Source organism: Tistrella mobilis KA081020-065, assembly GCF_000264455.2.
Lineage (GTDB): Bacteria > Pseudomonadota > Alphaproteobacteria > Tistrellales > Tistrellaceae > Tistrella > Tistrella mobilis.
Genome location: NC_017956.1, coordinates 548,092 through 570,900, shown reverse-complemented (window position 1 = coordinate 570,900; position 22,809 = coordinate 548,092). Strand labels below are relative to the sequence as shown.

Annotated in this window: 21 protein-coding genes and 1 pseudogene; 11 read left to right on the top strand and 11 right to left on the bottom strand. The window is 67.3% G+C overall.

Annotated elements, in window-relative coordinates; translation table 11 throughout:
- Positions 1 to 108 precede the first annotated feature (108 nt).
- On the top strand, positions 109 to 1,335 hold the full coding sequence (locus TMO_RS02620) for an ABC transporter substrate-binding protein (protein ID WP_014744031.1): 1,227 nt from the start codon (positions 109 to 111) through the stop codon (positions 1,333 to 1,335).
- A 46-nt stretch (positions 1,336 to 1,381) separates the two neighbouring features.
- Here TMO_RS02620 and TMO_RS02615 read toward each other — a convergent pair whose 3' ends face one another.
- Positions 1,382 to 2,050 (bottom strand): nitroreductase family protein, encoded by a 669-nt coding sequence (locus TMO_RS02615; RefSeq protein WP_014744030.1) that lies wholly within the window; start codon positions 2,048 to 2,050, stop codon positions 1,382 to 1,384.
- Between the two features lie 157 nt (positions 2,051 to 2,207).
- Between TMO_RS02615 and TMO_RS02610 the strand changes: the two genes are divergently transcribed.
- Positions 2,208 to 3,398 (top strand): acyl-CoA dehydrogenase, encoded by a 1,191-nt coding sequence (locus TMO_RS02610; protein ID WP_014744029.1) that lies wholly within the window; start codon positions 2,208 to 2,210, stop codon positions 3,396 to 3,398.
- Between the two features lie 16 nt (positions 3,399 to 3,414).
- Here TMO_RS02610 and TMO_RS02605 read toward each other — a convergent pair whose 3' ends face one another.
- The 6 genes and pseudogenes from TMO_RS02605 to TMO_RS02580 all read right to left on the bottom strand — a co-directional run bounded on the left by TMO_RS02605 (position 3,415) and on the right by TMO_RS02580 (position 9,663).
- Positions 3,415 to 4,911 carry a PAS domain-containing sensor histidine kinase gene (locus TMO_RS02605; protein WP_014744028.1) on the bottom strand — a complete coding sequence of 499 codons (1,497 nt, stop codon included), beginning with the start codon at positions 4,909 to 4,911 and terminating at the stop codon, positions 3,415 to 3,417.
- Positions 4,912 to 5,050: 139 nt separating this feature from the next.
- A pseudogene (locus TMO_RS02600) lies at positions 5,051 to 5,583 on the bottom strand (TspO/MBR family protein).
- Between the two features lie 46 nt (positions 5,584 to 5,629).
- On the bottom strand, positions 5,630 to 6,247 hold the full coding sequence (locus TMO_RS02595) for a histidine phosphatase family protein (RefSeq protein WP_014744026.1): 618 nt from the start codon (positions 6,245 to 6,247) through the stop codon (positions 5,630 to 5,632).
- A 61-nt stretch (positions 6,248 to 6,308) separates the two neighbouring features.
- Positions 6,309 to 7,817: a PAS domain S-box protein gene (locus TMO_RS02590; RefSeq protein ID WP_014744025.1), complete on the bottom strand. Its 1,509-nt coding sequence runs from the start codon at positions 7,815 to 7,817 to the stop codon at positions 6,309 to 6,311.
- 123 nt (positions 7,818 to 7,940) lie between these two features.
- Positions 7,941 to 9,068 (bottom strand): nickel/cobalt transporter, encoded by a 1,128-nt coding sequence (locus TMO_RS28975; protein WP_014744024.1) that lies wholly within the window; start codon positions 9,066 to 9,068, stop codon positions 7,941 to 7,943.
- Entirely contained in the window at positions 9,046 to 9,663 is a 618-nt protein-coding gene (locus tag TMO_RS02580) for a DUF1007 family protein (protein WP_014744023.1), read from the bottom strand. Before TMO_RS02580 ends, TMO_RS28975 begins: the two co-directional genes overlap by 23 nt.
- Before the next feature lie 321 nt (positions 9,664 to 9,984).
- Here TMO_RS02580 and TMO_RS02575 point away from each other — a divergent pair, with 321 nt between their 5' ends.
- Positions 9,985 to 10,653, top strand: a complete 669-nt coding sequence (locus TMO_RS02575) for an exopolysaccharide biosynthesis protein (protein WP_187297805.1) — start codon at positions 9,985 to 9,987, stop codon at positions 10,651 to 10,653.
- Positions 10,654 to 10,663: 10 nt separating this feature from the next.
- Here TMO_RS02575 and TMO_RS02570 read toward each other — a convergent pair whose 3' ends face one another.
- The gene (locus TMO_RS02570) at positions 10,664 to 11,851 is read right to left on the bottom strand and encodes a YbfB/YjiJ family MFS transporter (protein ID WP_014744021.1); all 1,188 of its coding nucleotides are present in this window, start codon (positions 11,849 to 11,851) and stop codon (positions 10,664 to 10,666) included.
- A 273-nt stretch (positions 11,852 to 12,124) separates the two neighbouring features.
- Between TMO_RS02570 and TMO_RS02565 the strand changes: the two genes are divergently transcribed.
- The 8 genes from TMO_RS02565 (at position 12,125) to TMO_RS02530 (ending at position 20,961) form a co-directional block, all read left to right on the top strand.
- Entirely contained in the window at positions 12,125 to 13,288 is a 1,164-nt protein-coding gene (locus TMO_RS02565) for a transporter substrate-binding domain-containing protein (RefSeq protein WP_041604800.1), read from the top strand.
- 26 nt (positions 13,289 to 13,314) lie between these two features.
- The gene (locus tag TMO_RS02560) at positions 13,315 to 13,923 is read left to right on the top strand and encodes an ANTAR domain-containing response regulator (RefSeq protein WP_014744019.1); all 609 of its coding nucleotides are present in this window, start codon (positions 13,315 to 13,317) and stop codon (positions 13,921 to 13,923) included.
- Positions 13,924 to 14,371: 448 nt separating this feature from the next.
- Positions 14,372 to 15,625: a transporter substrate-binding domain-containing protein gene (locus TMO_RS02555; RefSeq protein ID WP_014744018.1), complete on the top strand. Its 1,254-nt coding sequence runs from the start codon at positions 14,372 to 14,374 to the stop codon at positions 15,623 to 15,625.
- 90 nt (positions 15,626 to 15,715) lie between these two features.
- Positions 15,716 to 16,609: an urea ABC transporter permease subunit UrtB gene (gene urtB, locus TMO_RS02550; protein WP_014744017.1), complete on the top strand. Its 894-nt coding sequence runs from the start codon at positions 15,716 to 15,718 to the stop codon at positions 16,607 to 16,609.
- 9 nt (positions 16,610 to 16,618) lie between these two features.
- Entirely contained in the window at positions 16,619 to 17,731 is a 1,113-nt protein-coding gene (gene urtC, locus TMO_RS02545) for an urea ABC transporter permease subunit UrtC (protein ID WP_014744016.1), read from the top strand.
- Positions 17,728 to 18,492 carry an urea ABC transporter ATP-binding protein UrtD gene (gene urtD / locus TMO_RS02540; RefSeq protein ID WP_014744015.1) on the top strand — a complete coding sequence of 255 codons (765 nt, stop codon included), beginning with the start codon at positions 17,728 to 17,730 and terminating at the stop codon, positions 18,490 to 18,492. Before urtC ends, urtD begins: the two co-directional genes overlap by 4 nt.
- Positions 18,492 to 19,187 (top strand): urea ABC transporter ATP-binding subunit UrtE, encoded by a 696-nt coding sequence (urtE, locus tag TMO_RS02535; RefSeq protein ID WP_014744014.1) that lies wholly within the window; start codon positions 18,492 to 18,494, stop codon positions 19,185 to 19,187. The genes urtD and urtE overlap by 1 nt, the downstream gene beginning before the upstream one ends.
- A 46-nt stretch (positions 19,188 to 19,233) precedes the next feature.
- Positions 19,234 to 20,961, top strand: coding sequence for a nitrilase-related carbon-nitrogen hydrolase (locus TMO_RS02530; RefSeq protein WP_014744013.1), 1,728 nt, complete (start codon positions 19,234 to 19,236; stop codon positions 20,959 to 20,961).
- A gap of 59 nt (positions 20,962 to 21,020) precedes the next feature.
- Here TMO_RS02530 and TMO_RS02525 read toward each other — a convergent pair whose 3' ends face one another.
- The 3 genes from TMO_RS02525 to TMO_RS02515 are packed head-to-tail and all read right to left on the bottom strand — an operon-like array spanning position 21,021 to position 22,654.
- On the bottom strand, positions 21,021 to 21,554 hold the full coding sequence (locus TMO_RS02525) for a phage tail protein (RefSeq protein WP_014744012.1): 534 nt from the start codon (positions 21,552 to 21,554) through the stop codon (positions 21,021 to 21,023).
- A 13-nt stretch (positions 21,555 to 21,567) separates the two neighbouring features.
- Entirely contained in the window at positions 21,568 to 22,116 is a 549-nt protein-coding gene (locus tag TMO_RS02520) for a phage tail protein (RefSeq protein ID WP_014744011.1), read from the bottom strand.
- 19 nt (positions 22,117 to 22,135) lie between these two features.
- Positions 22,136 to 22,654: a phage tail protein gene (locus TMO_RS02515; protein WP_014744010.1), complete on the bottom strand. Its 519-nt coding sequence runs from the start codon at positions 22,652 to 22,654 to the stop codon at positions 22,136 to 22,138.
- Between the last annotated feature and the right edge of the window lie 155 nt (positions 22,655 to 22,809).

The following is a 22,809-nucleotide window of genomic DNA, read 5'->3' as shown; positions in this document are numbered from 1 at the left end:
GCCCCTAAAACTACCAAACACTTGTTTTTCTAATGTCGGAAGCTCTGCTAAACTCGCCCGCAAACGAGCCCGGCCACGAGCCGGACCAGAGGGAGGGAGACGATGACGATGGAACGGGTGAAGCGGGGTCTGTTCGGCACGGCGCTGGCGGCCGGCCTGATCTGCGGCACGGCCGGCATGGCGGCAGCGGCAGAGATCAGCGGCGAGGTGGTGCGGATCGGGGTGATGAACGATCAGTCGGGCGCCTATGCCGATACCTCGGGCCCCGGCTCGGCCGCTGCCGCGCGGCTGGCGATCGAGGATTTCGGCGGCACCGTGCTCGACAAGCCGATCGAGGTCGTCGCGGCCGACCATCAGAACAAGCCGGATATCGGCGCCGGCACCGCGCGGCGCTGGTATGATCAGGACGGCGTCGACGGCATCTTCGACATCGCCAATTCGGCAGTCTCGCTGGCCGTCCAGGAACTGGCCAAAAGCGACGGGCGGCTGGTGGTCCATGTCGGCTCGGCCAATGACCGGATCTATGGCCAGGATTGTGCCGAAACCGGCTTCCTCTGGCTCTACGACACCTTCTCGATCGCCCAGGCGATCGGCAAGGCCGTGGTCGCCCAGGGCGGAGACAGCTGGTACTACATCTCGGCCGATTACGCCTTCGCCAAGGCGATGGAAGGGGCGCTGACCCCGGTGGTGGAAGCGGCCGGAGGCAAGGTTCTGGGGGCGGTGCGCCACCCGATCGGCACCACCGACTATTCCTCGTATGTGCTGCAGGCCCAGGCCTCGGGTGCCAAAATCGTGGCGCTCGCCAATGCCGGCGTCGATACCATCAACACCATCAAGCAGGCCTCGGAATTCGGCCTCACCCAGGGCGGGCAGAAGCTGGCGGCGACGGTATTCTATCTGCACACCGTCCACGGGCTGGGACTGGAGGTCGCCCAGGGGCTGCAGGTGGTGACCGGCTTCTACTGGGACATGGATGACGCCACCCGCGCCTTCGCGAAACGTTTCGAGGCCGCCACCGGCGGCAACATGCCGTCCCAGATCCATGCCGGCACCTATTCGGCGGTGCTGCACTATCTGAAGGCGGTGGAGGCCGCCGGCACCGACGAGCCGCGGGCGGTGGCGGCGAAGATGCGCGAGATCCGGGTGAATGATTTCTTCACCAGGGACGCCGAGGTCCGCAGGGACGGCCGGCTGATGCGCGACTACCACCTGGTGGAGGTGAAGACCCCCGCCGCGTCGACGGGTCCCTGGGACTATTACAGGGTGCTCGACCGGGTGCCGGCAGCCGATGTCATCCGGCCGATGGATCCGGCGCTCTGCCCGATCCTGAACTGAGACATCCGCGGCCGGCCCGACCCGGCCGGCCGCAAGGACGTCAGCCTCAGCCGCCGAAGCGGCCACGGTGAACGAAGGCGTCGCGGGGCTGGCGTTCCCGCGCCGAGATTTCCCGGCCGCGCAGATCTTCGGGCAGCTCGGCGGCATCGCCGATCGGGCCGATCGCAATCATCGCCACCGGCTGCACGTCTTCCGGCAGGCCGAGCGTGCCGGTGGCGACCCCGGCATCGAAGCCGGCCATCTGGTGGAGCCACAACCCCTCGGCGGTGGCCTGCACCGACATCATGCCGACGGCCAGCCCCAGATCGTAGAGCGCCGTGCCGATCGGCTTGCCGTCAGGACGCAGCGTCCGCGCCGCAGCCAGCATCAGCACCGGCGCCCGGGGTGCCCAGCGCCGGTTGCCCGGCAGCAGGCAATTGGCCAGACGCTCGAAGCCCTCCGGATCCTCGGACCGGCTGGCAGCCACGAACACCCAGGGCTGCTGATTATTGGCCGAGGGCGCCCAGCGTGCCGCCTCGAAGACCGGCGCCAGATCGTCGAGGGACAGATCGACATCGGCAAAGGCCCGCGGGCTCCAGCGTGCCGAGAGCAGCGGCAGGATCTCCGGCTCCGCCGCGGCGCGCTTGATCGCCGCCAGATCGGGCGCCCAGTCTTCGGGCGCATGCCCGTTCCAGCCATAGGGGGCCAGATCCTCGCCGGTCAGGGCTTCGCTCATGCTCCGTCTCCGCTGATTTTATTCCGCGTGGCAGTCATATATTCCGCAAAGCGGACATGGCCGATTTTTCGGCCACACCGCCCTGTCGCCTCCTTATATTCGACGGCAGGAGACGCTCCACAAGACCCGCGACAAGGCCAGAACACCGATGAGCCATATGGAAACCTCGCCCAAAGCCGCCGCCTTCGACTGGTCCGACCCGCTGCTGTTCGATGACCAGCTGACCGAAGACGAACGGATGATCCGCGATTCAGCCCGCGACTTCGCCCGCGACCGGCTGCTGACCCGGGTGATCGACGGCACCCGGCGTGAGCATTTCGACCGCGAGATCATGAACGAGATGGGTGCCCTGGGCCTGCTGGGCCCGACCCTGCCCGAGGAATACGGCTGCCCGGGCGTCTCGCATGTCGCCTATGGCCTGATCTCCCGCGAGGTGGAGCGGGTGGACAGCGGCTACCGCTCGGCGATGAGCGTGCAGTCGTCGCTGGTCATGCACCCGATCTATGCCTATGGCTCGGAAGAGCAGCGCCGGAAATACCTGCCGAAACTCGCCACCGGCGAGATGGTCGGCTGCTTCGGCCTGACCGAGCCCGATCACGGCTCGGATCCGGGCGGCATGAAGACCCGGGCCACGAAGGTCGATGGCGGCTGGCGGCTGAACGGCGCCAAGATGTGGATCACCAATTCGCCGATCGCCGATATCGCGGTGGTCTGGGCCAAGACCGATGACGACGTGATCCGCGGTTTCGTGGTCGAGCGGGGCATGGACGGGTTCTCGACGCCCAAGATCCAGGGCAAGATGTCGCTCCGCGCCTCGATCACCGGCGAGATCGTGCTCGACGACGTCTTCGTGCCCGAGCAAAACCTGCTGCCGAACGTGAAGGGGCTGAAGGGCCCGTTCGGCTGCCTGAACAAGGCCCGCTACGGCATCGCCTGGGGGGCGATGGGCGCGGCCGAGTTCTGCTGGCACCAGGCCCGGCAGTATGTGATCGACCGCAAGCAGTTCGGCCGGCCGCTGGCCGCCAACCAGCTGATCCAGAAGAAGCTGGCCGACATGCAGACCGAGATCACGCTGGGCCTGCAGGGCGTGCTGCGCCTGGGCCGGCTGATGGACGAGGGGCGGGCGGCGCCCGAGGCGATCTCGCTGTTCAAGCGCAACAATGTCGGCAAGGCGCTCGACATCGCCCGCCTCGCCCGCGACATGCATGGCGGCAACGGCATCTCGGACGAATTCCACGTCATCCGGCACCTGGTGAACCTGGAAACCGTAAACACCTACGAGGGCACCCACGACATCCATGCCTTGATCCTGGGCCGTGCCCAGACCGGCATTCAGGCCTTCTTCTGATCAGCTCTTCTCCAGATCAGGCCGCACGCTCGTCGACATGCCGGTCCGGCAGGTCGACGATCACCATCGCACCGCCCAGGCGGCCGGTTTCGACCCGGATCCGGCCGCCCATCAGCGTGACCAGCCGGCGGACGATGGCAAGGCCCAGCCCTGCCCCGCCATGGTTGCGCGACAGCACGCCGCCGCCGGTCTCGAAGGGCCGGCCGATGTCGCGGGCCAGCGCATCGGGCATGCCGGGACCGTCATCCTCGACCCGGATCACCACCCCGGCCGTGCCCGGCATCGCCTCGATGCGGACCTGACCCCGGGGCCGCGCGAACTTGATCGCGTTCGACGCCAGATTGGCGATGATCCGCACCATCACCGTGGCATCGCCGGCAAGCGCCGCATCGGGGGCGATCGCCACCTTGACCGTGACATCGGGCCGGCCCTCGGCCGCTGCCGCCCGATCCAGCCCCTGGCGCACGATCTGGTCCAGATCCACCGCCTCGGACGCCAGCAGCGACGGGTCGTCCAAGCGGGTGAGATCCAGGATGTCGTCGACGATGGCGAGCAGTCGCCGCCCGGCCTGATGAATGGCGGTGACATAGTCGCGCTGGCACTGCGGCAAGGGCCCGTGCAGCCCTTCGATCAGCAGTTCGGCAAAGCCGATCACAGCATTGAGCGGCGTGCGCAGCTCGTGGTTCATATGGGCCAGGAAAGCGGATTTGGCCGCACTCGCGGTCTCGGCGGCGGCGAGCGCCCGGGTCAGACGGCGCTCCGCCTCGACCAACGGCGTCACATCGGCGAACTGGGTGATGCAATGGGCGGGATGGCCGTCGGCATCGCGGATCACGGCGCCGGCCACCCGGAACCAGACGATATGGCCTTCGGCATGAATGTAGCGGCGCATGCCGTCGAGCGGCCGGCCGTCGACCCGGGCGGCTGCCAGCCAGCGTTCCGCGGCCGCCAGGTCGTCGGGATGGATCAGGCTGCGGAAATCCGCCCCGGCCAGGGCTGCCGCCTCGCGGCCCAGGCTGCGCGCCAGCGCCAGATTGACCCGCAGCATCCGCCCGTCGAGCCCGACCACGGCCTGACCGACGCCGGTGCTTTCGAAGGACAGCCTGAGGCTTTCTTCCGCCAGCCTCCGGTCCGACAGGTCACGGATCGTGCCGATATAAAGCCGGACATCGTCGCTGCGGGTCAGCATGCTGACGACCAGATCGATCGGCACCGGCGTGCCGTCGCGGCGGCGGCCGGTCAATTGCCGGCCCCGGCCGATGATCCGCTGGCGAATGTCGGGATCGACCGTGCGCAGATGGCGGTCATGGCCCGCCGCCTCTTCGGGCCGCATCAGCAGATTGACGCTTTGCCCGACCAGCTCGACCGGGCTGTAGCCGAAGATCAGTTCGGTGGCACGGTTGGCGAACTGCACGATGCCGTGATCATCGATCACGACGATCGCATCATGCGTGGCGTCCACGATATCCGCGAACAGCGCCGGATCGTGGGAGATGGCAGGTCCGGTCTGCATGGCAGGGGCAGGTTTCCGCAAAGCAGCAAGTCGGAGATGCCGCAATCTACGGAGGCGCGGCCCTTGCGTCTATGCACCGGAAACGGGGACCACCTGCCCGATCCCTGCAAGCCCGAACCCGCCTCTCCTGTGCACTTCGTCACAGTCCTGGGCTGAGATTGAGCCAGATCGAGGCATTGAGCGCGGTAGCAAAGGCCCCCAGGCGAGATAGGGCAGCATAAGCAGCCCCGCCGGACGATCATGACGGCCGAAGGCGATCGCGGTCGCCGTGACGGCCACCAGCAGCACCAGGATGTCGACCAGCGCCAGACCGACCTGATGCAGGCCGAAGAACAGCACCGACCAGGCGAGGTTGAGCGCCAGCTGCACGAGATGCAGGCCAAGGGCCCCGCGTGCCCCGGCGATGCCGGCCTTGCGCCAGACCCGCCAGGCCGCCACCGCCATCAGGATATAGAGCGTGGTCCAGACCGGCGCGAAAACCCAGTCGGGCGGGGTGAAACCGGGCTTGGGCAGGGTGCGGTACCAGCCGTCGATTTCGGGCGTGGTGACCGCGCCGCCAAGCCCCGAGACCACGGCAGAGAGCGCGAGGAACCCCAGCAGGGCCAGCAGCGACCGCCCCGAGAAGACGGGGGGGCGGGCGGTGCGGGGGAGGCCGGCAGAAGGGGAGGTCATGGGTAGCATCCTGATGGTTCCGAGGGGGGAGACGCCGGCCGGGCGGTCAAGGGGAGAGCCGCGCCCGCACCGCGGCGGTTCCCTCCGGCAGCACTTCGACCACGACGATCTCTCCCGATGCCGGGAAGATGCCGGTGATGGCGGTGATGTTGACCTGGTGGCTGACCATGATCAGCGGCGGATCGCCGGCCTTGCGCCCGGCGATCCGCGCCAGGATATCGCGCCGCACCGCATCTTCGCGGCTGCGGTCGCGGAAAAAACTGTCGAGCGGCGGAAACGGATCCACCTCGCCCAGATCCAGTTCGCGGGCGGTATCGGTTGCCCGGCACCAGCGGCTGGTGAGCACGAGGGCTTCGGCCAGCCCCGCTGCCCGAAGCAGACGGCCGGTCTCGCGCGCCTCGGCACGCCCCGCCTCGGACAGGTTGCGCTGGGTGGTGCAATCGTTCAGGCGGAAATGGTCGGGGTCGCCGGTGCCCGGGGCCGTGGCATGGCGCATCAGGGCGGCGTGGCGGGGGAGATCCAGAAGCTCGACCACACGGCCCGTATCCTCCGCCTGGACCGTATCCTCCGCCTGGACCGTATCCTCCGCCTGGGCCGGACGCAGAACGGCCGCAGCCACTATCAGGGCCAGGGAACACAGACGGAAGACGCCAGGCGCATGCATGGGGAAGCCTCCGGCAAAGGGTATGACGCCTGTCGTCTTACGCATGCGGGCCGGCCATGGATCAGGCGACCTGCCCTACCCGCTGCCGGTCCGGCAGATCGACGACGACGGTGGTGCCGCCACCGGTACTGGTATCGACCGAGATCGTGCCCCCCATCAGCATCACCAGCCGGCGCACGATGGCGAGGCCTAGCCCGGCGCCGCCATGGTTGCGCGACAGAACCCCGCCGCCGGTCTCGAACGGCCAGCCGACATCCGCGGCGAGCCCCGCCGGCATGCCGGGCCCTTCGTCCCGAACCCGGATGATCACCCCATGACCGGCATCGCCGTCATAGCGGCTGGCTTCGATGGCGACCCGCCCGCCAGGGCCTGAGAACTTGATCGCATTGGAGGCGAGATTGGCGATGATCCGGACCGTCGCGGCGGAATCGCCCGACAGGGTCACACCCTGATCGATGGTGACGGTGACGACCACATCCGCCCGCCCCTCGGCCACGGCCGCCCGTTCCAGGCCCTTGCGCACCACCCCGCTCACATCGACGTCCTGGGTCTCCAGCATCGACGGATCGTCCAGCCGGGTGAGGTCGAGGATGTCGTCCACGATCGCGAGCAGCCGGCAGCCCGCCTGATGGATGGCATCCACATAATCGCGCTGCCGGGGCGGCAGCGCCCCGTGCAGGCCCGCGATCAGCAGTTCGGCAAAGCCGATCACCGCATTCAGCGGCGTGCGCAGTTCGTGGTTCATATGGGCGAGGAAGGCCGTCTTGGCCGCACTCGCGGTCTCGGCCGCGGCCAGTGCCATGGTCAGGCGGTGCTCGGCTTCGACCAGGGGCGTCACGTCGGCGAACTGAACGATGCAATGCGCATGGTGGCCCTTGCCGTCCCGGATGACGGCACCTGCGACCCGGAACCAGACCTTGCGCCCGTCGGCATGACGGCAGATCCGCATGCCGTCCCGCAACCGCCCGCCCGCGCGGATGGCCGCAAGCCATTCATGCGCGGCCTCGACATCATCGGGATGCAGGATTGCACGGATATCGCCGCCTATCAGCCGCCCCTGTTCATGCCCAAGACTTCTGGCCAGCGCCCCGTTCACCCGAAGCAGGCGGCCGTCGGGGGACATCATCGCCTGGCCCACGCCGCTGCTCTCGAAACCGAGGCGCAGGCTTTCCTCGGCAAGTTTCCGGTCCGAGAGGTCGCGGATTGTGCCGATATAGAACCGGGTCCCGCCCGGCCGCGGCAGCATGCTGACCACCAGATCGATCGGCACCGGAGATCCGTCACGCCGCCGGCCGAGCAGCTGGCGGCCGCGGCCGACGATCCGGCGGCGCAGATCGCTGTCGGCAGCGGCCAGATAGCCGTTATGGGCCTCGGCTTCCTCTGATCGCATCAGCAGGCTGACATTCCGGCCGACCAGCTCGTCAGGCGTATAGCCGAAGATCAGCTCCGCCGCGCGATTGACGAGCCTGATGATCCCGCGTTCGTCGATCACCACGATCGCGTCGTGGGTGGCGTCGACGATATCGGCAAACAGGCCCGGATCTTCTGGCAGCGTCGGGTCCGTTTTCATGCGCAGGCATGTCCCACCGGGTGGCGAAAACACGGATTACATTCAGACTAGGCCAATCGTCTGCACTTGTCGACCATGAGGCGACCGAATGGTTACAATATGCAGCCTTTACTGGTGATGCGGTCAAATACCGGCAGTGATGCGAATCCAGGTCGCCCAGGCCATCAATATGCCGAAGACCAGGATCATGCCCGGCGCCAGGAAGCCCAGGCCACGATCCAGCAGGCGTGCGGTGCGCGACCCGCCGCCGGCCGCCAGCGCCATCAGCGATCGCCGGACCCCGACCACGCCCAGGCCGATCAGCACGACGGTGATGGCCGAGCCAAGGCTCATCGCGACGACGCCCGTGACCCCCAGCAGGAAGGCGCCCTGGCTCATCGAGAACAGCAGCAGCAGGATCGCTCCGGAACAGGGGCGGATGCCGGCCGCGACGATCATGCCCCAGAAGGCGTCGGGGTGTCGCCGGGCCGGTGGGGCGTGGTGGCCGTGATCGTGGTCATCATGATGATGATCGTGGCCGCAGGCATGGCACCCGGAGGAATGGTCGTGCCCGTAATCGTGGTGCCCGTGATCGTGGTGCCCATGGTCGTGATGGGCGTGATCATCATGATCGTGGTGCCCGTGATCGTGGTGCCCGTGATCATGGCCGCAGGCGGCGCGACCGCGCAGCAGGTTTACGATCATCCAGCCGCCCATCGTCGCGATCAGGGCATAGCTCGCCAGTTCCAGTGCCAGCGGATCGGTCATCCGTCCCAGCCCCTGCCGTCCCAGGATCAGGGCAAGGCCCCCGATCACCAGAATGGCCACCGCCCCCTGCATCAGGCTGATGGCGACACCCATCACCATGCTGGTTCGCGCATCGGCCGGTCGGCCCGCCAGATAGCCCGCCACCGCCACCTTGCCATGACCGGGGCCGGCCGCATGCAGCAGACCATAGACGAAAGCGAGGCCGATCACGGTCAGGGCGGGCAGGATGGTACCCTCGCGCACCGCCTCGCCCAGCCGGCCCGAGATCAGCGCATTGAGTTCGCCCTGCCAGGTGATGATCTGCATCAGCACCGGGCCCAGAATGCCGGCCCCGACCGCCGCCTCGGTCACCGGTGCCGGCGGTGGCGTGCCTCCACCGGCACGCCCCAGATAGCTGGAGGCCATGGCCAAAGTCGGCAGGAAGGCCGGCAGCAGGGTCGCGACACAGGCGGGCACCGCCGCCCGGATCCTCCGCATCCGGTCAGCGCGCAGGGCAGACGACATCGATCACCTCGGGGTTCACATAGCCGAAATAGATGGGGTTAAGCGTGTCCTCCCGCGCGACCGGGCGGCAGAGGTCGAGCGGCGGTGCATTGAGATGCAGCGACGCAGCCGGCAGGTCGAAGGCGATATAATATTCCGGATCGTAGACCCCGAGGGTGATCCGGTGCTTCCGCGGGTCGACCGGCTCGGTGAGGCGGGCGCGGAAGCTCATGGTCACGACCTTGTCGCCGATCGCGGCGGCCATGCCGTCCACCCCGGCCAGGTCGACGAAGGAGGCGTCGACCTGGATATGGGTGAAATAACCGTATTCCGACATGTTCTTCAACAGTTCGGCCGTCAGAGCCGCCTGTTCGTCGGCATCGTAGCGGCCGTCGGCATTCCTGTCGAAATCCTGGATCAGAACCGCGCTCAGCATCGGATCGAAGGTCCAGCTCAGCTCGATCGCCGTCACCTTGTCGTCAACCGTCTCGGGCGTCGCCTCCGCCGTGACCCAGACATGCGGGTGTGCGCGGGCCGGAGACGGCCGAAGCAGGGGCACAAGCGCGGCCGCGACCGCAGCGATGAAAAGAGCGGTGCGGGAACGCGTCCGGATCATGGGTGGTCCGAGCCTCGGTTTCGGGATGGGCAGACCGACGGTACCGCCGCTGCCCGCCTGCTTGCAACCGGCCTCGGCATGCCGGGCGGCACGAGCGTGTCACATGGACATCGTCTTTCCGGATGACGAGAGGCCGACATGCAAATTTTATGAAATTCTGCGCCTCCCTCCGTCCGAAAGCATTGGTTAATATGCAGGCCGCATGCTTGACCCGAGGATCGCCCGACGGACGATCCGGGGGGAGGACCGCCCGACAGAATGGCGGCCGCAGGCAACAGCTTCCGGGCCGGAAGCGGGCCATACAGGAACGGAACGAGCCGCGTGACGGATGGGATGATGACGCTCCACGAGGATGCCGCCTCCAGCGGCGGGCATCCGCCTCGTCCTGAACGGACGTCGGACGTTCTGAAGCGGCTGATCCGGGACTGGCCCGGTGAACGTATCAGCCTGCACGATCTGACCACGGTGATGGGCGATCGCGCCTTTGCCGCCCTGATCCTGCTGTTTGCCCTGCCCAACTGTCTGCCGCTGGGCATTCCCGGCCTCTCGGCCGTGCTGGGCGCGCCGATCGTTCCCTTCGCCATCGGCCTGATGCTCGGCCAGCGCAGCCCCTGGCTGCCGGCCTTCCTGGCCCGCCGGTCGTTCCGCAAGACCGATTTCATGATGGTCTTCAACAAGGCTCTGCCCTGGCTTGAGAAGGTCGAGCGCCTGCTGAAGCCGCGTTGCGCCTGGGTGATCGAAGGCAAGGCCGAACGGCTGCTCGGCGTGATCATGGTGATCCTGTCGATCGTGCTGGTGCTACCCATCCCCTTCGGCAACAACCCGCCGGCGATCGCAATCTCGGTGATCGCCCTCGGCCTGATCGAACGCGACGGGCTGACGGTGCTGATCGGCTATGTGCTGGGCCTGCTCAGCTGCGCCCTGGCTGCCGCCGTCGTGGTCGCCCTGTTCAAGGCGCTGGTCTACGCCCTGGTGCACTTCCTGACCTGAGCCGCAGGGTTCAGCGTCGGCGAAGCGTCAGCGCCGCCGCGATCGCCCCCAGGAACAGCGCCACGGCGCCTGCGATGAACAGCGGCCGGTGCTCGCCGGACACCGCATACCATTCCGTCATCGCAAAACCCGAAAGGCTCTGCGCCACCGCGAAGCTCACGGTCATCGCCGCCCAGGCCTGGCGCTGGCGATGCGGGCTCGCGATCTCGGTGATCCGCCCGGCGACCATCGTGCCCATGCCCGGCGTCAGCAGCCCGACCACCGCGGCACTCGCCGCCAATGCCCAGGGGGCGGTGGTGAAGGCGGCGAGGCCGATGGCGGTGCCCTTGATGACCAGCCCCCCCACCAGCGTGCGCCCGAAGCCGATCCGCTCGGCGACCAGCCCGACGGTGATCGGCCCGAAAGCGGCGCCCAGACCGAACAGACTCCAGGACGCGCCGGCGGCCGCAAGGCCGAGGCCCAGGGTGCGGGCGACGTAATCCGCCCAGAACAGGGTATGGGGCACGAAGCCGAAGGCATCCAGGGCATAGGCAAGACCGATCAGCGCCAGCGCCGCACCGGTGGCTGCCGGCGGCACGCCCAGATGGCCGCCCCCGACCGCCGGTCCCGTTGCCTCACGCGGCCAGCCGCTCCAGCCGACAACGCCCAGCACCAGGGCGAAGATGGTCAGCATGCCCCAGGCCTCGACCACGCCGAAACCTGCTGCGATCGGCACCAGCTGACCCGAGACCACCACGCCCAGGCCCACACCGGTGAAGACCAGCCCGGCCACCCGGCCGCGCCGCCGGATCGGTGTCGCCGACAGCGCCGCCGGCACGGCGACGATCATCAGGATGGCGCCGGTGATGCCGCCGATCGCGCGCCAGACCGCCAGCCAGCCATAGCCCAGATGCACCGCAGAGGCGGCGAAGGAGATGACGGTGAGCGCGATCGCGATCCGGATCAGCATGGCGACCGGCACCCGGCGGGCCAGCGGTGCGGCCGCCAGGGCTCCGGCCAGATAGCCCCCCAGATTGACCGCTCCCAGGCTGGCCGCTGCCGCGCCGTCATACCAGCCGCCCTCGACCAGGGCCGGGATCATCGGCGTATAGGCGAAGCGGGCAAGCCCCAGGCCGATCAGCACCGAGGCGAAGGCCGCCGCAGCCGCCCGCCAGGGGATCCGGTCCTCGTCCGGCGTTGCAGGGTCGCGCGCACTCATGATCCGGCCTCCCACACCCAGGCGCGCCGGTGCACTGCCGCGCGCGCGTTTCATTGGGCGGATTATGGCCGGCGCCGGGGGGCCGCTGTCGAGCCCGCGATGCAACCCGCCCCGCATGGCAGCCATGCGGAGGCACCGCCGATCATGTTGCAACGCACCGTCATTGGGCGTAGCCTGTTCGGAGAGGCGGGCAGACTCCGCCATGTGATTGTGAGCAGGGCAGCTCCCGTCGGCATTTCGTGCCGGCCGGGGGCTTTTTTTATGTGCAGGGCCATGGGCAAGAGATCGATACCGGATAGCTGGCGCGTGGGCGTGCTGTTCTCCGACACCGGCGTCACCGCCGCAGTGGAACGCACCCAGCGCCATGGCACGCTGCTCGCGATCGAAGAGATCAATGCCGCGGGCGGCATTGCAGGCCGGCAGATCGAGCCGGTGGTCCTGGACCCCGCCTCGACGCCCAGGCTCTATCGCGATCAGGCTGAACACCTGCTGGATGTGGAGCGGGTGCCGGTGATCTTCGGCTGCTACATGTCCAGCACCCGCAAGGCCGTGCTGCCGGTGGTGGAGGCGCGCAAGGCGCTGCTGTTCTACCCCACCCTCTATGAAGGCTTCGAATATTCCCGCAGCTGCATCTATACCGGCGCCTGCCCCAACCAGAACTCGGTCCAGCTGGTGAATTATCTGACCGCCCATTACGGCAAGCGGCTGTTCATCGTGGGCTCCAACTACGTCTACCCTTACGAATCCAACCGGATCATCGCCGATCTCTATCTGCAATCCGGCGGCACCGTGCTGCACGAGATGTATGTGCCGCTGGCGGTGGACGAAATCGACATGGACGAGGTCATCGCCCAGATCCGGCGCACGCGGCCGGACGTGATCTATTCGACCGTGGTCGGCGACGGCATCGCCCGGTTCTACGAAGCCTATCGTGCCGCCGGCTTCGACCCGGCCACCATGCCGATCGCCAGCCAGTCGACCAGCGAGGCCGAAATCGCCCAGATGAGCCCGGGCATCGCCGAGGGCCATATCGGCGTCTCGCCCTATTTCGCCGCGATCGACACCCCCGCCAACCACAGGTTCGTGGCGGCCTTCCGGCGCCGCTTCGGCCCCGATGCGGTGATTGCAGCGGCGGCCGAAGCGGCGTATTTCCAGGTCCATCTCTATGCAGCCGCCCTCGCCCGGGCCGAAAGCGACCGGGCGCAGGATCTGCTGCCCCAGCTCTACGAGGTCGAGGTGGATGCCCCTCAGGGCCGGATCCGGATCGAGCGCGACAACAACCACACCCATCTCTGGCCCAAGGTCGGCCGGGTGACGGCCGCCGGTCAGTTCGACCTGGTGTATGACCCGAAGACCCGGGTCCGCCCGGACCCGTACATGCTGGAATATCGTCTCGACGCCCCGGCGGCCGATGGCCTGCCGGTGGCAGGCCTCTGACCCTCCTTTCCCGGGAGCGCCCCCACGTGTCGGTCGCCCTGCTGCGTGATCTTCTCGGCCTCAAGGTCCTGGTGGTCCATCCGCCGGACGAGGAGGGCGCCTTCCTGGTCGATCATCTCCGCCGTATCGGCTGCATGGTCACCACGCTCTGGCCGGTGCCGGCGGAATTGCCGGCCAATGCCGAAGTGGTGCTGCTGACCATCGCGGTCGAATACCGGGCAGGGATCGAGCGCCTGCTGAAATCTCTGGGGCCGGTGCCGCCGACGATCATCGCCATCGTCGGCTACGAGGATCCGGGCACGCTCCAGATCGTGCTGGAAAGCGGTGCCTTCGCGGTGCTGGAAAAGCCGCTCAAGCCCTTCGGGCTTCTCACCAACCTCGCCATCGCCCGCAGCCTGTGGCTGGAACGCCAGCGGCTGCTGAAGGAAGCGCGCAAGCTGCGCCGCAAGATGGTCGGCGAACAGACGCTCGCCCGCGCCAAGGCGATCCTGATGGCATCGAAGAGCCTGAGCGAGAACGAGGCGCACCAGTTCATCCGCCGCCAGGCCATGGCGCGCCGGGTGCCGATGGAAGAAATCGCCGCCGCGATCGTGAAGACCGAGGACCTCTTGACCCTGCCCCGCAAAGCTGATTAACATTCGCGCATGCTCAAGATCTGAGCAGCAGTCGGCGTCCTCTGAAATCGGGCCACCCGGTATAAATTCAGACCACGCCGTTCTGCCGCCGGAAGAACGGGGATGTTCGACCGGCACGTGGCAAGGATGCCTCGCGACCCCGCCTTCCGGGGTCTGCGAGGTTTTTTTATGCCCATGCCGACAGGGCTGTCGGCACTCACCCTCGACCAGAAAACGAGGCAGAACCCACTGCGTTCTACTTGAACGCAGAACGGGAGAAGTGCGCCTCATGCTCTGTCCGACAGGCGTGAAATCCCTCCACCGACGGCCTTCCTCCCCCCGGATGCCGACCGGACACCCCCGGTCTTCCGGCCCTTTTTTGAACGGCTCCGACCTGCGCCACGCGCGCCAAACATCACGGGCGAAAACGCCCGAGGCTTCACCTCACCGTCATCGGGAGACCGACCCCATGAGCATCACCCGACGCTCGCTGCTGAAATCCACCGCTGCCGCCTCACTTGCCGCCGTGGCCGCCCCCTCGCTGATCGGCCGGGCGCTTGCCGCCGACACGATCAAGGTCGGCGCGCTCTATTCCCAGACCGGCGGTCTCTCGATCGTCGAGAAGATGCTGGCCGATGCCGTGATGATGGCGGTCTCGGAAGTCAACGCCCAGGGCGGCGTGCTCGGCCGCCAGGTCGAGGTGATCGTCGAGGACGGCGCCTCGGACCCCAAGACCTTCAGCGAGAAGGCCTCGAAGCTGCTGGTCCGCGACCGGGTGAACGCGGTCTTCGGCTGCCACACCTCGGCCAGCCGCAAGGCGGTGCTGCCGCTGTTCGAGCGCCGCGACGGCATGCTGTTCTACCAGACCCATTACGAGGGCTTCGAATGCTCGAAGAATGTGGTCTATACCGGTGCGGTGCCGAACCAGCAGCTGGGCAACTACATTCCCTGGATCGTCAAGACGCTGGGCAAGAAGAAGTTCTTCATCGTCGGCTCGAACTATGTCTATCCGCGTGAGATGGCCAAGGTCAGCAAGAAGCTGATCGAAGAGGCCGGTGCCGAATGGGTGGCGGACGAGTATCTGGAACTCGGCCATTCCGAATGGGCGACCATGGTCCGCAAGATCAAGGAATCCGGCGCGGATGTGGTACTCTCGAACGTGGTCGGCGACTCGATCGTCGCCTTCTATCGCGAGTACAAGAACCAGGGCATGTCCCAGGCCGATGTGCCGATCTGCGCGACCGTGACCTCCGAGATCGAGATCGCGGCCATGGGCGCCGAATACGCCGCCGGCAGCTACACATCCTTCCCCTATTTCATGTCGCTCGACACCCCCGCCAACAAGGCCTTCATCGAGCGCTATCGCGCCTTCGTGAAGGACCCGGCCGCCCTCACCTATCACTCGCTGGAAGCCGCCTATTTCCAGGTCTTCCTGTGGAAGCAGGCGGCCGAGAAGGCGGGGTCGGTCAAGACCGACGACATCCGTGCCGCGATCGGCGGCCAGAGCTATGACGCGCCGGGCGGCAAGGTCACCATCGACGGCGACAATCTGCACGCCTACCTGACCCCGCGCATCGGCCAGTGGCAGGCCGACGGCCAGAGCAAGGTGGTCAACGCCTATCCCGAGCCGATCCGCCCGCTGCCCTATGCCGCCTATGGCGAGACCGCGGACAACCTGTTCTGCACCGCCAAGGGCCTCGACAGCGCCAAGCTGAAGGGCTGACGCCCAATTCCGGCCGCTGCGAAGGTTCCGGCCTTTCGTGTGTCCCACAGGTCCTTTGCGGCGGCCGACAACGGGTGGAGTCCGTCCCACATGCTCGACATCCTTTTCATCGGCCTCAGCCTGGGCTCGATCCTGCTGCTGGTCGCACTCGGCCTCGCCATCACCTATGGCGCCATGGGGGTCATCAACATGGCCCATGGCGAACTGGTGATGATCGGCGCCTATACCGCCGTGCTCTCCGGCATCTGGCTGGATCTGGGCCTGTTCGCGGCCCTGCCGCTCGGCTTCCTCTCGGCTGCGGCCATCGGCTGGGCGATCGAGCGGGTGGTGGTGCGCCGGCTCTATGGCCGCCTGCTCGACACCCTGCTCGCCACCTGGGGCATCGCGATCCTGCTGCAGCAGGCGGTGCGCCTGGAATTCGGCCTCAGCTTCTTCGGCATCCACATCCAGGGCCTGGGCCCGGGCCTGCAGAACGTCGCCGTCCCCCATATCCTGCAGACCACGATCACCATCGCCGGCAGCTCGATCAACGCCTACCGGGTGTTCATCGTGGCGGTCACCCTGGTGCTGACCCTGCTCACCTGGGCGATCATGTACCGCACCCGCATCGGCATGCAGGTCCGCGCGATCATCCGCAACCCGCGTATGGCCGCCGCCTCGGGCATCGACGTCGCCCGGGTCAATGCCCTGACCTTCGCCTTCGGATCGGGCCTCGCCGGGGTCGCGGGCGTGATGATGTCGGGCTTCAAGACCGTCTTTCCCGACATGGGCAGCTCCATGGTGGTCGACGGCTTCCTGGTCGTGGTGGCGGGCGGTGTCGGCAGCCTGCTGGGCTCGGTGCTCTCGGCCGGCATGCTGGGCGAGATCAACGCGGTCGCGGCCGCGGTCACCAACGACATTCTGGCACGTGCCATCGTCTTCGGGGTGGTGATCCTGATCATCATCGTGAAGCCGGCCGGCCTCTTTTCCTTCAAGGGGCGCTGAGCCATGCAGATGCGTCTCTCGACCACCACCACCCTCCTCGCCTATCTGGCCTTCGCCGGCCTGGTTCTGGTGGCCCCGGCCTTCCTGGATGATTTCTGGCTGAACCGCATGGCGAAGTACCTGGTCTTCGGCATGCTGGGCGTGGCCATCTCGCTTTCCTGGGGCTATGCCGGCATCCTCAATCTCGGCCAGGGCCTGTTCTTCGGCTTCGGCGCCTACATGCTCGCCATGTCGCTGAAACTCGCGAGCCCGACCAGCCTTGCCCAGGGCTCGGACACGCCGGTGCCCGACTTCATGCTCTGGAATGCCGAGCCGGGCGCGCCCACGGATCTCTGCTGCATCACCGGTTCGTCCTTTCTGTGGAAGCCCTTCATCTCTCAGGGCTTCGGCATCTTCATGGGGCTGGCCCTGCCGGTGACGGTCGCCTTCCTGCTGGGGATGGTGGTGTTCCGCAAACGCATCGCCGGGGTGTTCGTCTCGATCATCACGCTTGCGCTGGTGCTGCTGGTCCGGCTGCTGGTCATCGACGCCCAGCCCTTCACCAACGGCTTCAACGGGCTCACCGATCTCGGCTGGTTGACCATCGGCGGCTTCGAATTCGATCCCTATTCGCAGGCCACCTATTATCTGGTCGCCATCACCCTGCTGGTGGTGCTGGCCGCCACCCGGCTGCTGGTCGAAACCCGCGCCGGCCTGGTGCTGCAGGCGATCCGCGACGACGCCACCCGCGCCCGCTATCTGGGCTTCGACGTGCCGGCCTATCAGATCTTCTTCTTTGCGGTCTCGGCCGGGATCGCCGGGCTTGCCGGCATGCTCTACGTCGTGGTGGCGGAGTTCGCCTCCCCCACCTTCATGGACCTCGCCTTCTCGATCACCATGGTGGTCTGGGCGGCGGTCGGCGGCCGCTCCAGCCTGCTCGGCGCCTGCATCGGCGCCATCCTCATCAACATGATCGAGGCCGGCGCCAGCGAGACCGAGGCCCTGGTCGAGGCCTGGAAAGCGGTGATCGGGCTGATCTTCGTCCTGGTGGTGCTGTTCATGCCGCGCGGCCTGGGCGGCCTCGCCCATGACCTGATCGACCGGGTGAGCGGTGCGACGCGCAAGGCGGAGGGCCGGAAATGACCGCCGGAACCAGACACGGCATCGCCCTGACCCTCGACGGGCTCGGCGTCTCCTTCGGCGGCTTCAGGGCCGTGGACGAGGTGAACCTCACGGTGGCCGACGGCGAACTCAGGGTGCTGCTCGGCGCCAATGGTGCCGGCAAGACCACGCTGATGGACCTGATCTCGGGCCGCACCCGGGCGAGCCGCGGCCGCGTGCATCTGCACGACACCGAGATCACCAACTGGCCCGAACACCGCATCGCCCGCGCCGGGCTGGGGCGCAAGTTCCAGATCCCGAGCGTGTTCCGCGAGCTGACCGTGCGCCGCAATCTGGAGGTCGCCGCCTTCCGCGCGCCCAGCGTCCGCGCCAATCTGGGCTTCGGCCTGGATGCCGCCGGCCGAAGGCGCGTGGACGAGGTGCTGGAGCTGACCGGCCTTGCACAAGAGACCGAGACCGTGGCGGGTTTCCTCAGCCACGGCCAGACCCAGTGGCTGGAGCTGGGCCTGCTGGTGGTCCGCAGCCCGCGGGTGATCCTGCTCGACGAGCCGACCGCGGGCATGACCCAGGCCGAGACGCTCAAGACCGCGCGGATCATCAACGACCTCAAGGGCAGCCACACCCTGCTGGTGGTCGAGCACGACATGGCCTTCGTCCGCGAGATCGCGACCCAGATCACCGTACTGCATCTGGGCCGGGTTCTGGCCGAGGGCACGGTCGCCGAGATCGAGACCAATGCGGATGTGCGCGCCGCCTATCTCGGCACGAAGGGGATCGGCTGATGCTGCAGATGTCCGCGATCGACAGCTATTACGGCCGCAGCCATGTGCTGCAGGGCGTGGCGCTGGAAGCGCCCGCCGGCCGGATCACCGCGGTGCTGGGCCGCAACGGCACCGGCAAGACCACGCTCATGAAGACGATCATGGGCCTGACCGACCGCATGTCGGGCAGCATCCGGCTCGACGGTACCGAAATCGGCCACGAGCCGACCTTCCGCCGGGCGCGGGCCGGGATCGGCTACGTGCCCCAGGGCCGCGAGATCATTCCCGACTTCACCATCCACGAAAACATCCTGATGGGCGCCTTCGCCCGCACCGACGGCCGCATCGAGGTGCCGGCACTGGTGCCCGAGCTGTTTCCCTATCTGCCCGAGAATTACGACCGCCGCGGCGGCGTGCTCTCGGGCGGGCAGCAGCAGCAGCTCGCCATCGCCCGGGCGCTGGCCGCCAACCCCAAGCTGCTGCTGCTCGACGAGCCGAGCGAGGGCATCCAGCCCTCGATCGTGGAAGAGATCCACGCGGTGATCGCCAGGCTCAACCGCGAGCACGGGCTGACCGTGATCCTGGTCGAGCAGAACATCGACTTCGTCCGCGCGGTCGCCCATGGCTTCGTGATGCTCGAAAAGGGCCGCATCGCCGCATGTGGCCCGATCGAGACGCTGACCGACGATCTGGTCCACCGCCATATGGCGGTGTGACCAGCACCCCCGCATCAGAGTTTCCGGTTACGGAGAGTTCCGCATCATGACCGAGACGTCCTACAAGGTCGCCGCCGTCCAGTTCGAGCCGACGCTCTACGAGAAGGAGCGCAACATCACCCGTCTCCTCGCTTTGGTAGAGACGGCCGCACAGGGCGGCGCGAAGCTGATCGTGACGCCCGAGATGGGGACGACCGGCTATTGCTGGTACGACCGCGCCGAAGTCGCCCCCTTCGTCGAAGCGGTGCCCGGCCCCACCACCGACCGTTTCGCGGTGCTGGCCCATGCCTATGACTGCTACATCGTCATCGGCATGCCCGAGGTCGATCCTGAAACGAACCTCTATCACAACACCGCGGTGCTGATCGGCCCCGAGGGCGTGATCGGCCGCCACCGCAAAAGCCATTCCTACATCGCCGAGCCCAAATGGGCGGTGGCCGGCGACGAGCATGCGGTGTTCGAGACCCCGATCGGCCGCATCGCCATGCTGGTCTGCATGGACATCCATTTCATCGAGACCGCCCGTCTCGACGCGCTCGGCGGAGCCGATGTGATCTGCCATATCAGCAACTGGCTGGCCGAACGCTGCCCGGCGCCCTATTGGATCACCCGTGCCTTCGAGAACGGCTGCTATGTGATCGAGGCCAATCGCTGGGGGCTGGAGCGGACGGTCGAATTCTCGGGCGGCAGCTGCATCCTGGGGCCCGACGGCAGCATGGAAGCGGTGCTCGACTGCGGCGACGGCGTCGTCTACGGCACGGTCGACCTGGCCCGCGCCCGGGCGCGCAAGGTTCTGGGCGAGCCGGTCTTCGCCCAGCGCCGGCCCGCGCTTTATGCCGAGCTGATGACCAACACCTTCCTCTGGAATCCGCTCGACTTCTTCCGCCTCTATGGCTACCGCGCCCTGCCCCAGGGTGGCGTGTTCGAGGTTGCGGCCGCGCAGTTCACACCCGGCGACGACACGGCCGCCAATCTGGACCGCGCAACCCGGTATGCAGCCGAGGCCTCGGCGAAGGGGTCCGTGCTGCTGGTCCTGCCGGAATATGCGCTGACCGGAACCGCCCCCGCCAATGCCGTCGGGCTCGACGGACCGGAGGTGGCACGGCTGGTCAACATCGCCATCCGCCACCGCCTCCACATCGTTGCCGGCCTGATCGAGGCCGAGGGCGAGGCCCGGTATTCGACCGCGGTTCTGGTCGGCCCCGAGGGCATCGTCGGCCGCTATCGCAAGATCCATCTCACCACCGCCGAGGCCGGCTGGGCGACGGCCGGTGACGACTGGGCGGTGTTCGACCTGCCCTTCGGGCGGCTCGGCCTGCTGATCGGCCATGACCTCGCTTTCCCCGAGGCCGGCCGCGTCCTGGCGCTGCGCGGGGTCGACGTGATCGCGGCACCGGCCGCCATCGCAGGGCGGATCTCCTTCGGCCATCCGGGCAGCAAAGTGGCGCAGAACCCGCCGATCCCGACCGGCGCCGATCCGCATCACTGGCTGCTGTTCCGGGTGCGGGCGGGCGAGAACAATGTCTGGCTGGTCGCCGCTAACCACATCGACGAGGCCAAGGGCTTCGCCGGCAAGAGCGGCATCTTCGGTCCCGACAGCTTCGCCTTCCCCCGCCGCGAAGCCTTCATTCCCGAAGGCGAAGGCCTGGTGACCGCCACCATCGACACCGGCACGCTGCCGGGCTCGCCCTATCCGACCAATGTCGTGCGCCGCAAGGATCTGGTGGCCATGCGCCAGGTCCATCACTACCTGCCGCTGGTCCGGCAAGACTGAAAGTCATGTAGCCACCGGGCATGCCGCCGCCGGGCCTCTCCGGCGGCGGCATTCTTGCCTTACGAGCCGGGATAGACGCCCGTGAGGCAGATGCAGAAGTTCAGGGCGAGCAGGGGGGAGCGGTTCTCATGCGGCTGGCCCCCGCCGGTCGTGCCGATCGCCCCGACATCCAGGGTCACGGCCGCCGTCTGATCACAGGGCGCGAAGACATCGCCCGAGACCGGCGTGGCGATGACCGAGACATTGGCCGTGGGCGTGGTCTGGATCGTGGCCGTGGTCGACGTATCGACCTGAATGCCGTGCGTATGCGCCGGCAGCTGCGCCGTGGTCAGCGTGACCGAGACGGTGCCGGTCATACTGCCGAGCGTCCGATTGGTAAGGCCGGTCCCCTGCCCCGCGCCCATCGGCGCGGTCCCCTGCAGATTGGGAAGATAGAACAACGTCCCGTCCGCCGGGCCGTAAAGGCTCTTGATCACCGAGAACAGGGCCTTGTTCTGATCGATCAGCAGCCTGCCGCCATTGCAGAAGGCCCAGTCCTGCGGGGCATAGTCGAAGCTGTAGACCCGGATTTCTCCGGTGAAAGCATCTGCCATGGTGGTGCCTGCTTCAGGATGTCGCCGCGGTGGCGATGCTGCCGGTGATGGCAATGATGTAGTTGATCGCGGTGGACGGCATCATGTTGGGATGCGCCTGACCACCGCCGGTGCTGCCGATCGCCTGGGGTGCCAGGGCACCGGTGGTGCCGGGCTGAAGCGGCGCATCGGTATAAAGGCCGGTGAACCCCGATTGCACGGGCGCTTCGGCCAGCATTGCACCGGCGGGCGCCGTAGCGTCAGCCGTGGTCGCTGCGACCTCGAAGCTGTGGCTGTGCGGCGGGATCTGCTGCGTGGTCAGGGGCACCGTCTCTTCCCCGAAGGTCTGGCCCAGACGGTAGTAACTGTCCACACCCGGCCCCTGGCCGATATGGACGGGGATCCGGCCCCGCAGATCCGGAAGATTGAAGGTCTTGATGCCGTCGCCACCGTATTTCGTGGTCAGCACGGTATAGAGTGCAGGATATTCGGTCATCGACATGGCCTGGCCGTTGCAGAAGGCCCAGCCGGATGGCGCGACGTCGCCGGCGAAGAGCCGGATCTCGCCGAGATACTTGTACATGAGGCTCTCCCGATCGGCGTCAGCTGCGCTGCGGCCAGTTGCCGGTGGTCGCGATGCAATAGAAGAGCGCAAGACCCGGCTGGCGGTTCTCATGCGTACCGGCGTCACCGACCGAGGTGACGGACCCGGCGGCAAGGGGAATGGTGTTGCCGCCACCCGCGGCATAGACCGCAGGCTGCGCCGATGCGAAGACCTCCCCCGACGGCGAGACCGAAGAGGCCGCGGTCGAGACAGCGGCCAGCGGATGGTCGTGCGCCGGAATTTCAGAGGCGGCGAGCAGGACGCCCTCGACGCCGGCCGTCTGGGCGATACTGTAGCTCACCCCCTGAACCGGCTGGCTGGTGATGCAGACGGGCGTGCGGCCGCGCAGATCCGGCAACGCGAAATATGTCCGGCCGTCGCCGCCATAGCGATCGCCCAGAAGCGCAAAGAGATCCTGGTGCTGCTGGATCGACATCAGTTGGCCCTCGCAGGGGGCCCAGCCGGTTGGCACTATGCCGCCGGCGAAAATGCGGATCTCTCCGATGAACGGGTCCATCCCCGTTCCTCCTTCATGCATGTCCCGGGCAGGCGGTACCGGCCCGGCAGGTTGGCATAGCCCGGGCATCGGACAGAGATGGACGGCCGGGTTGATGGATCCCGGCCATCATCGCCTGATCATGCTTTCAAGTCACTACATATGTGCAGAAGAGC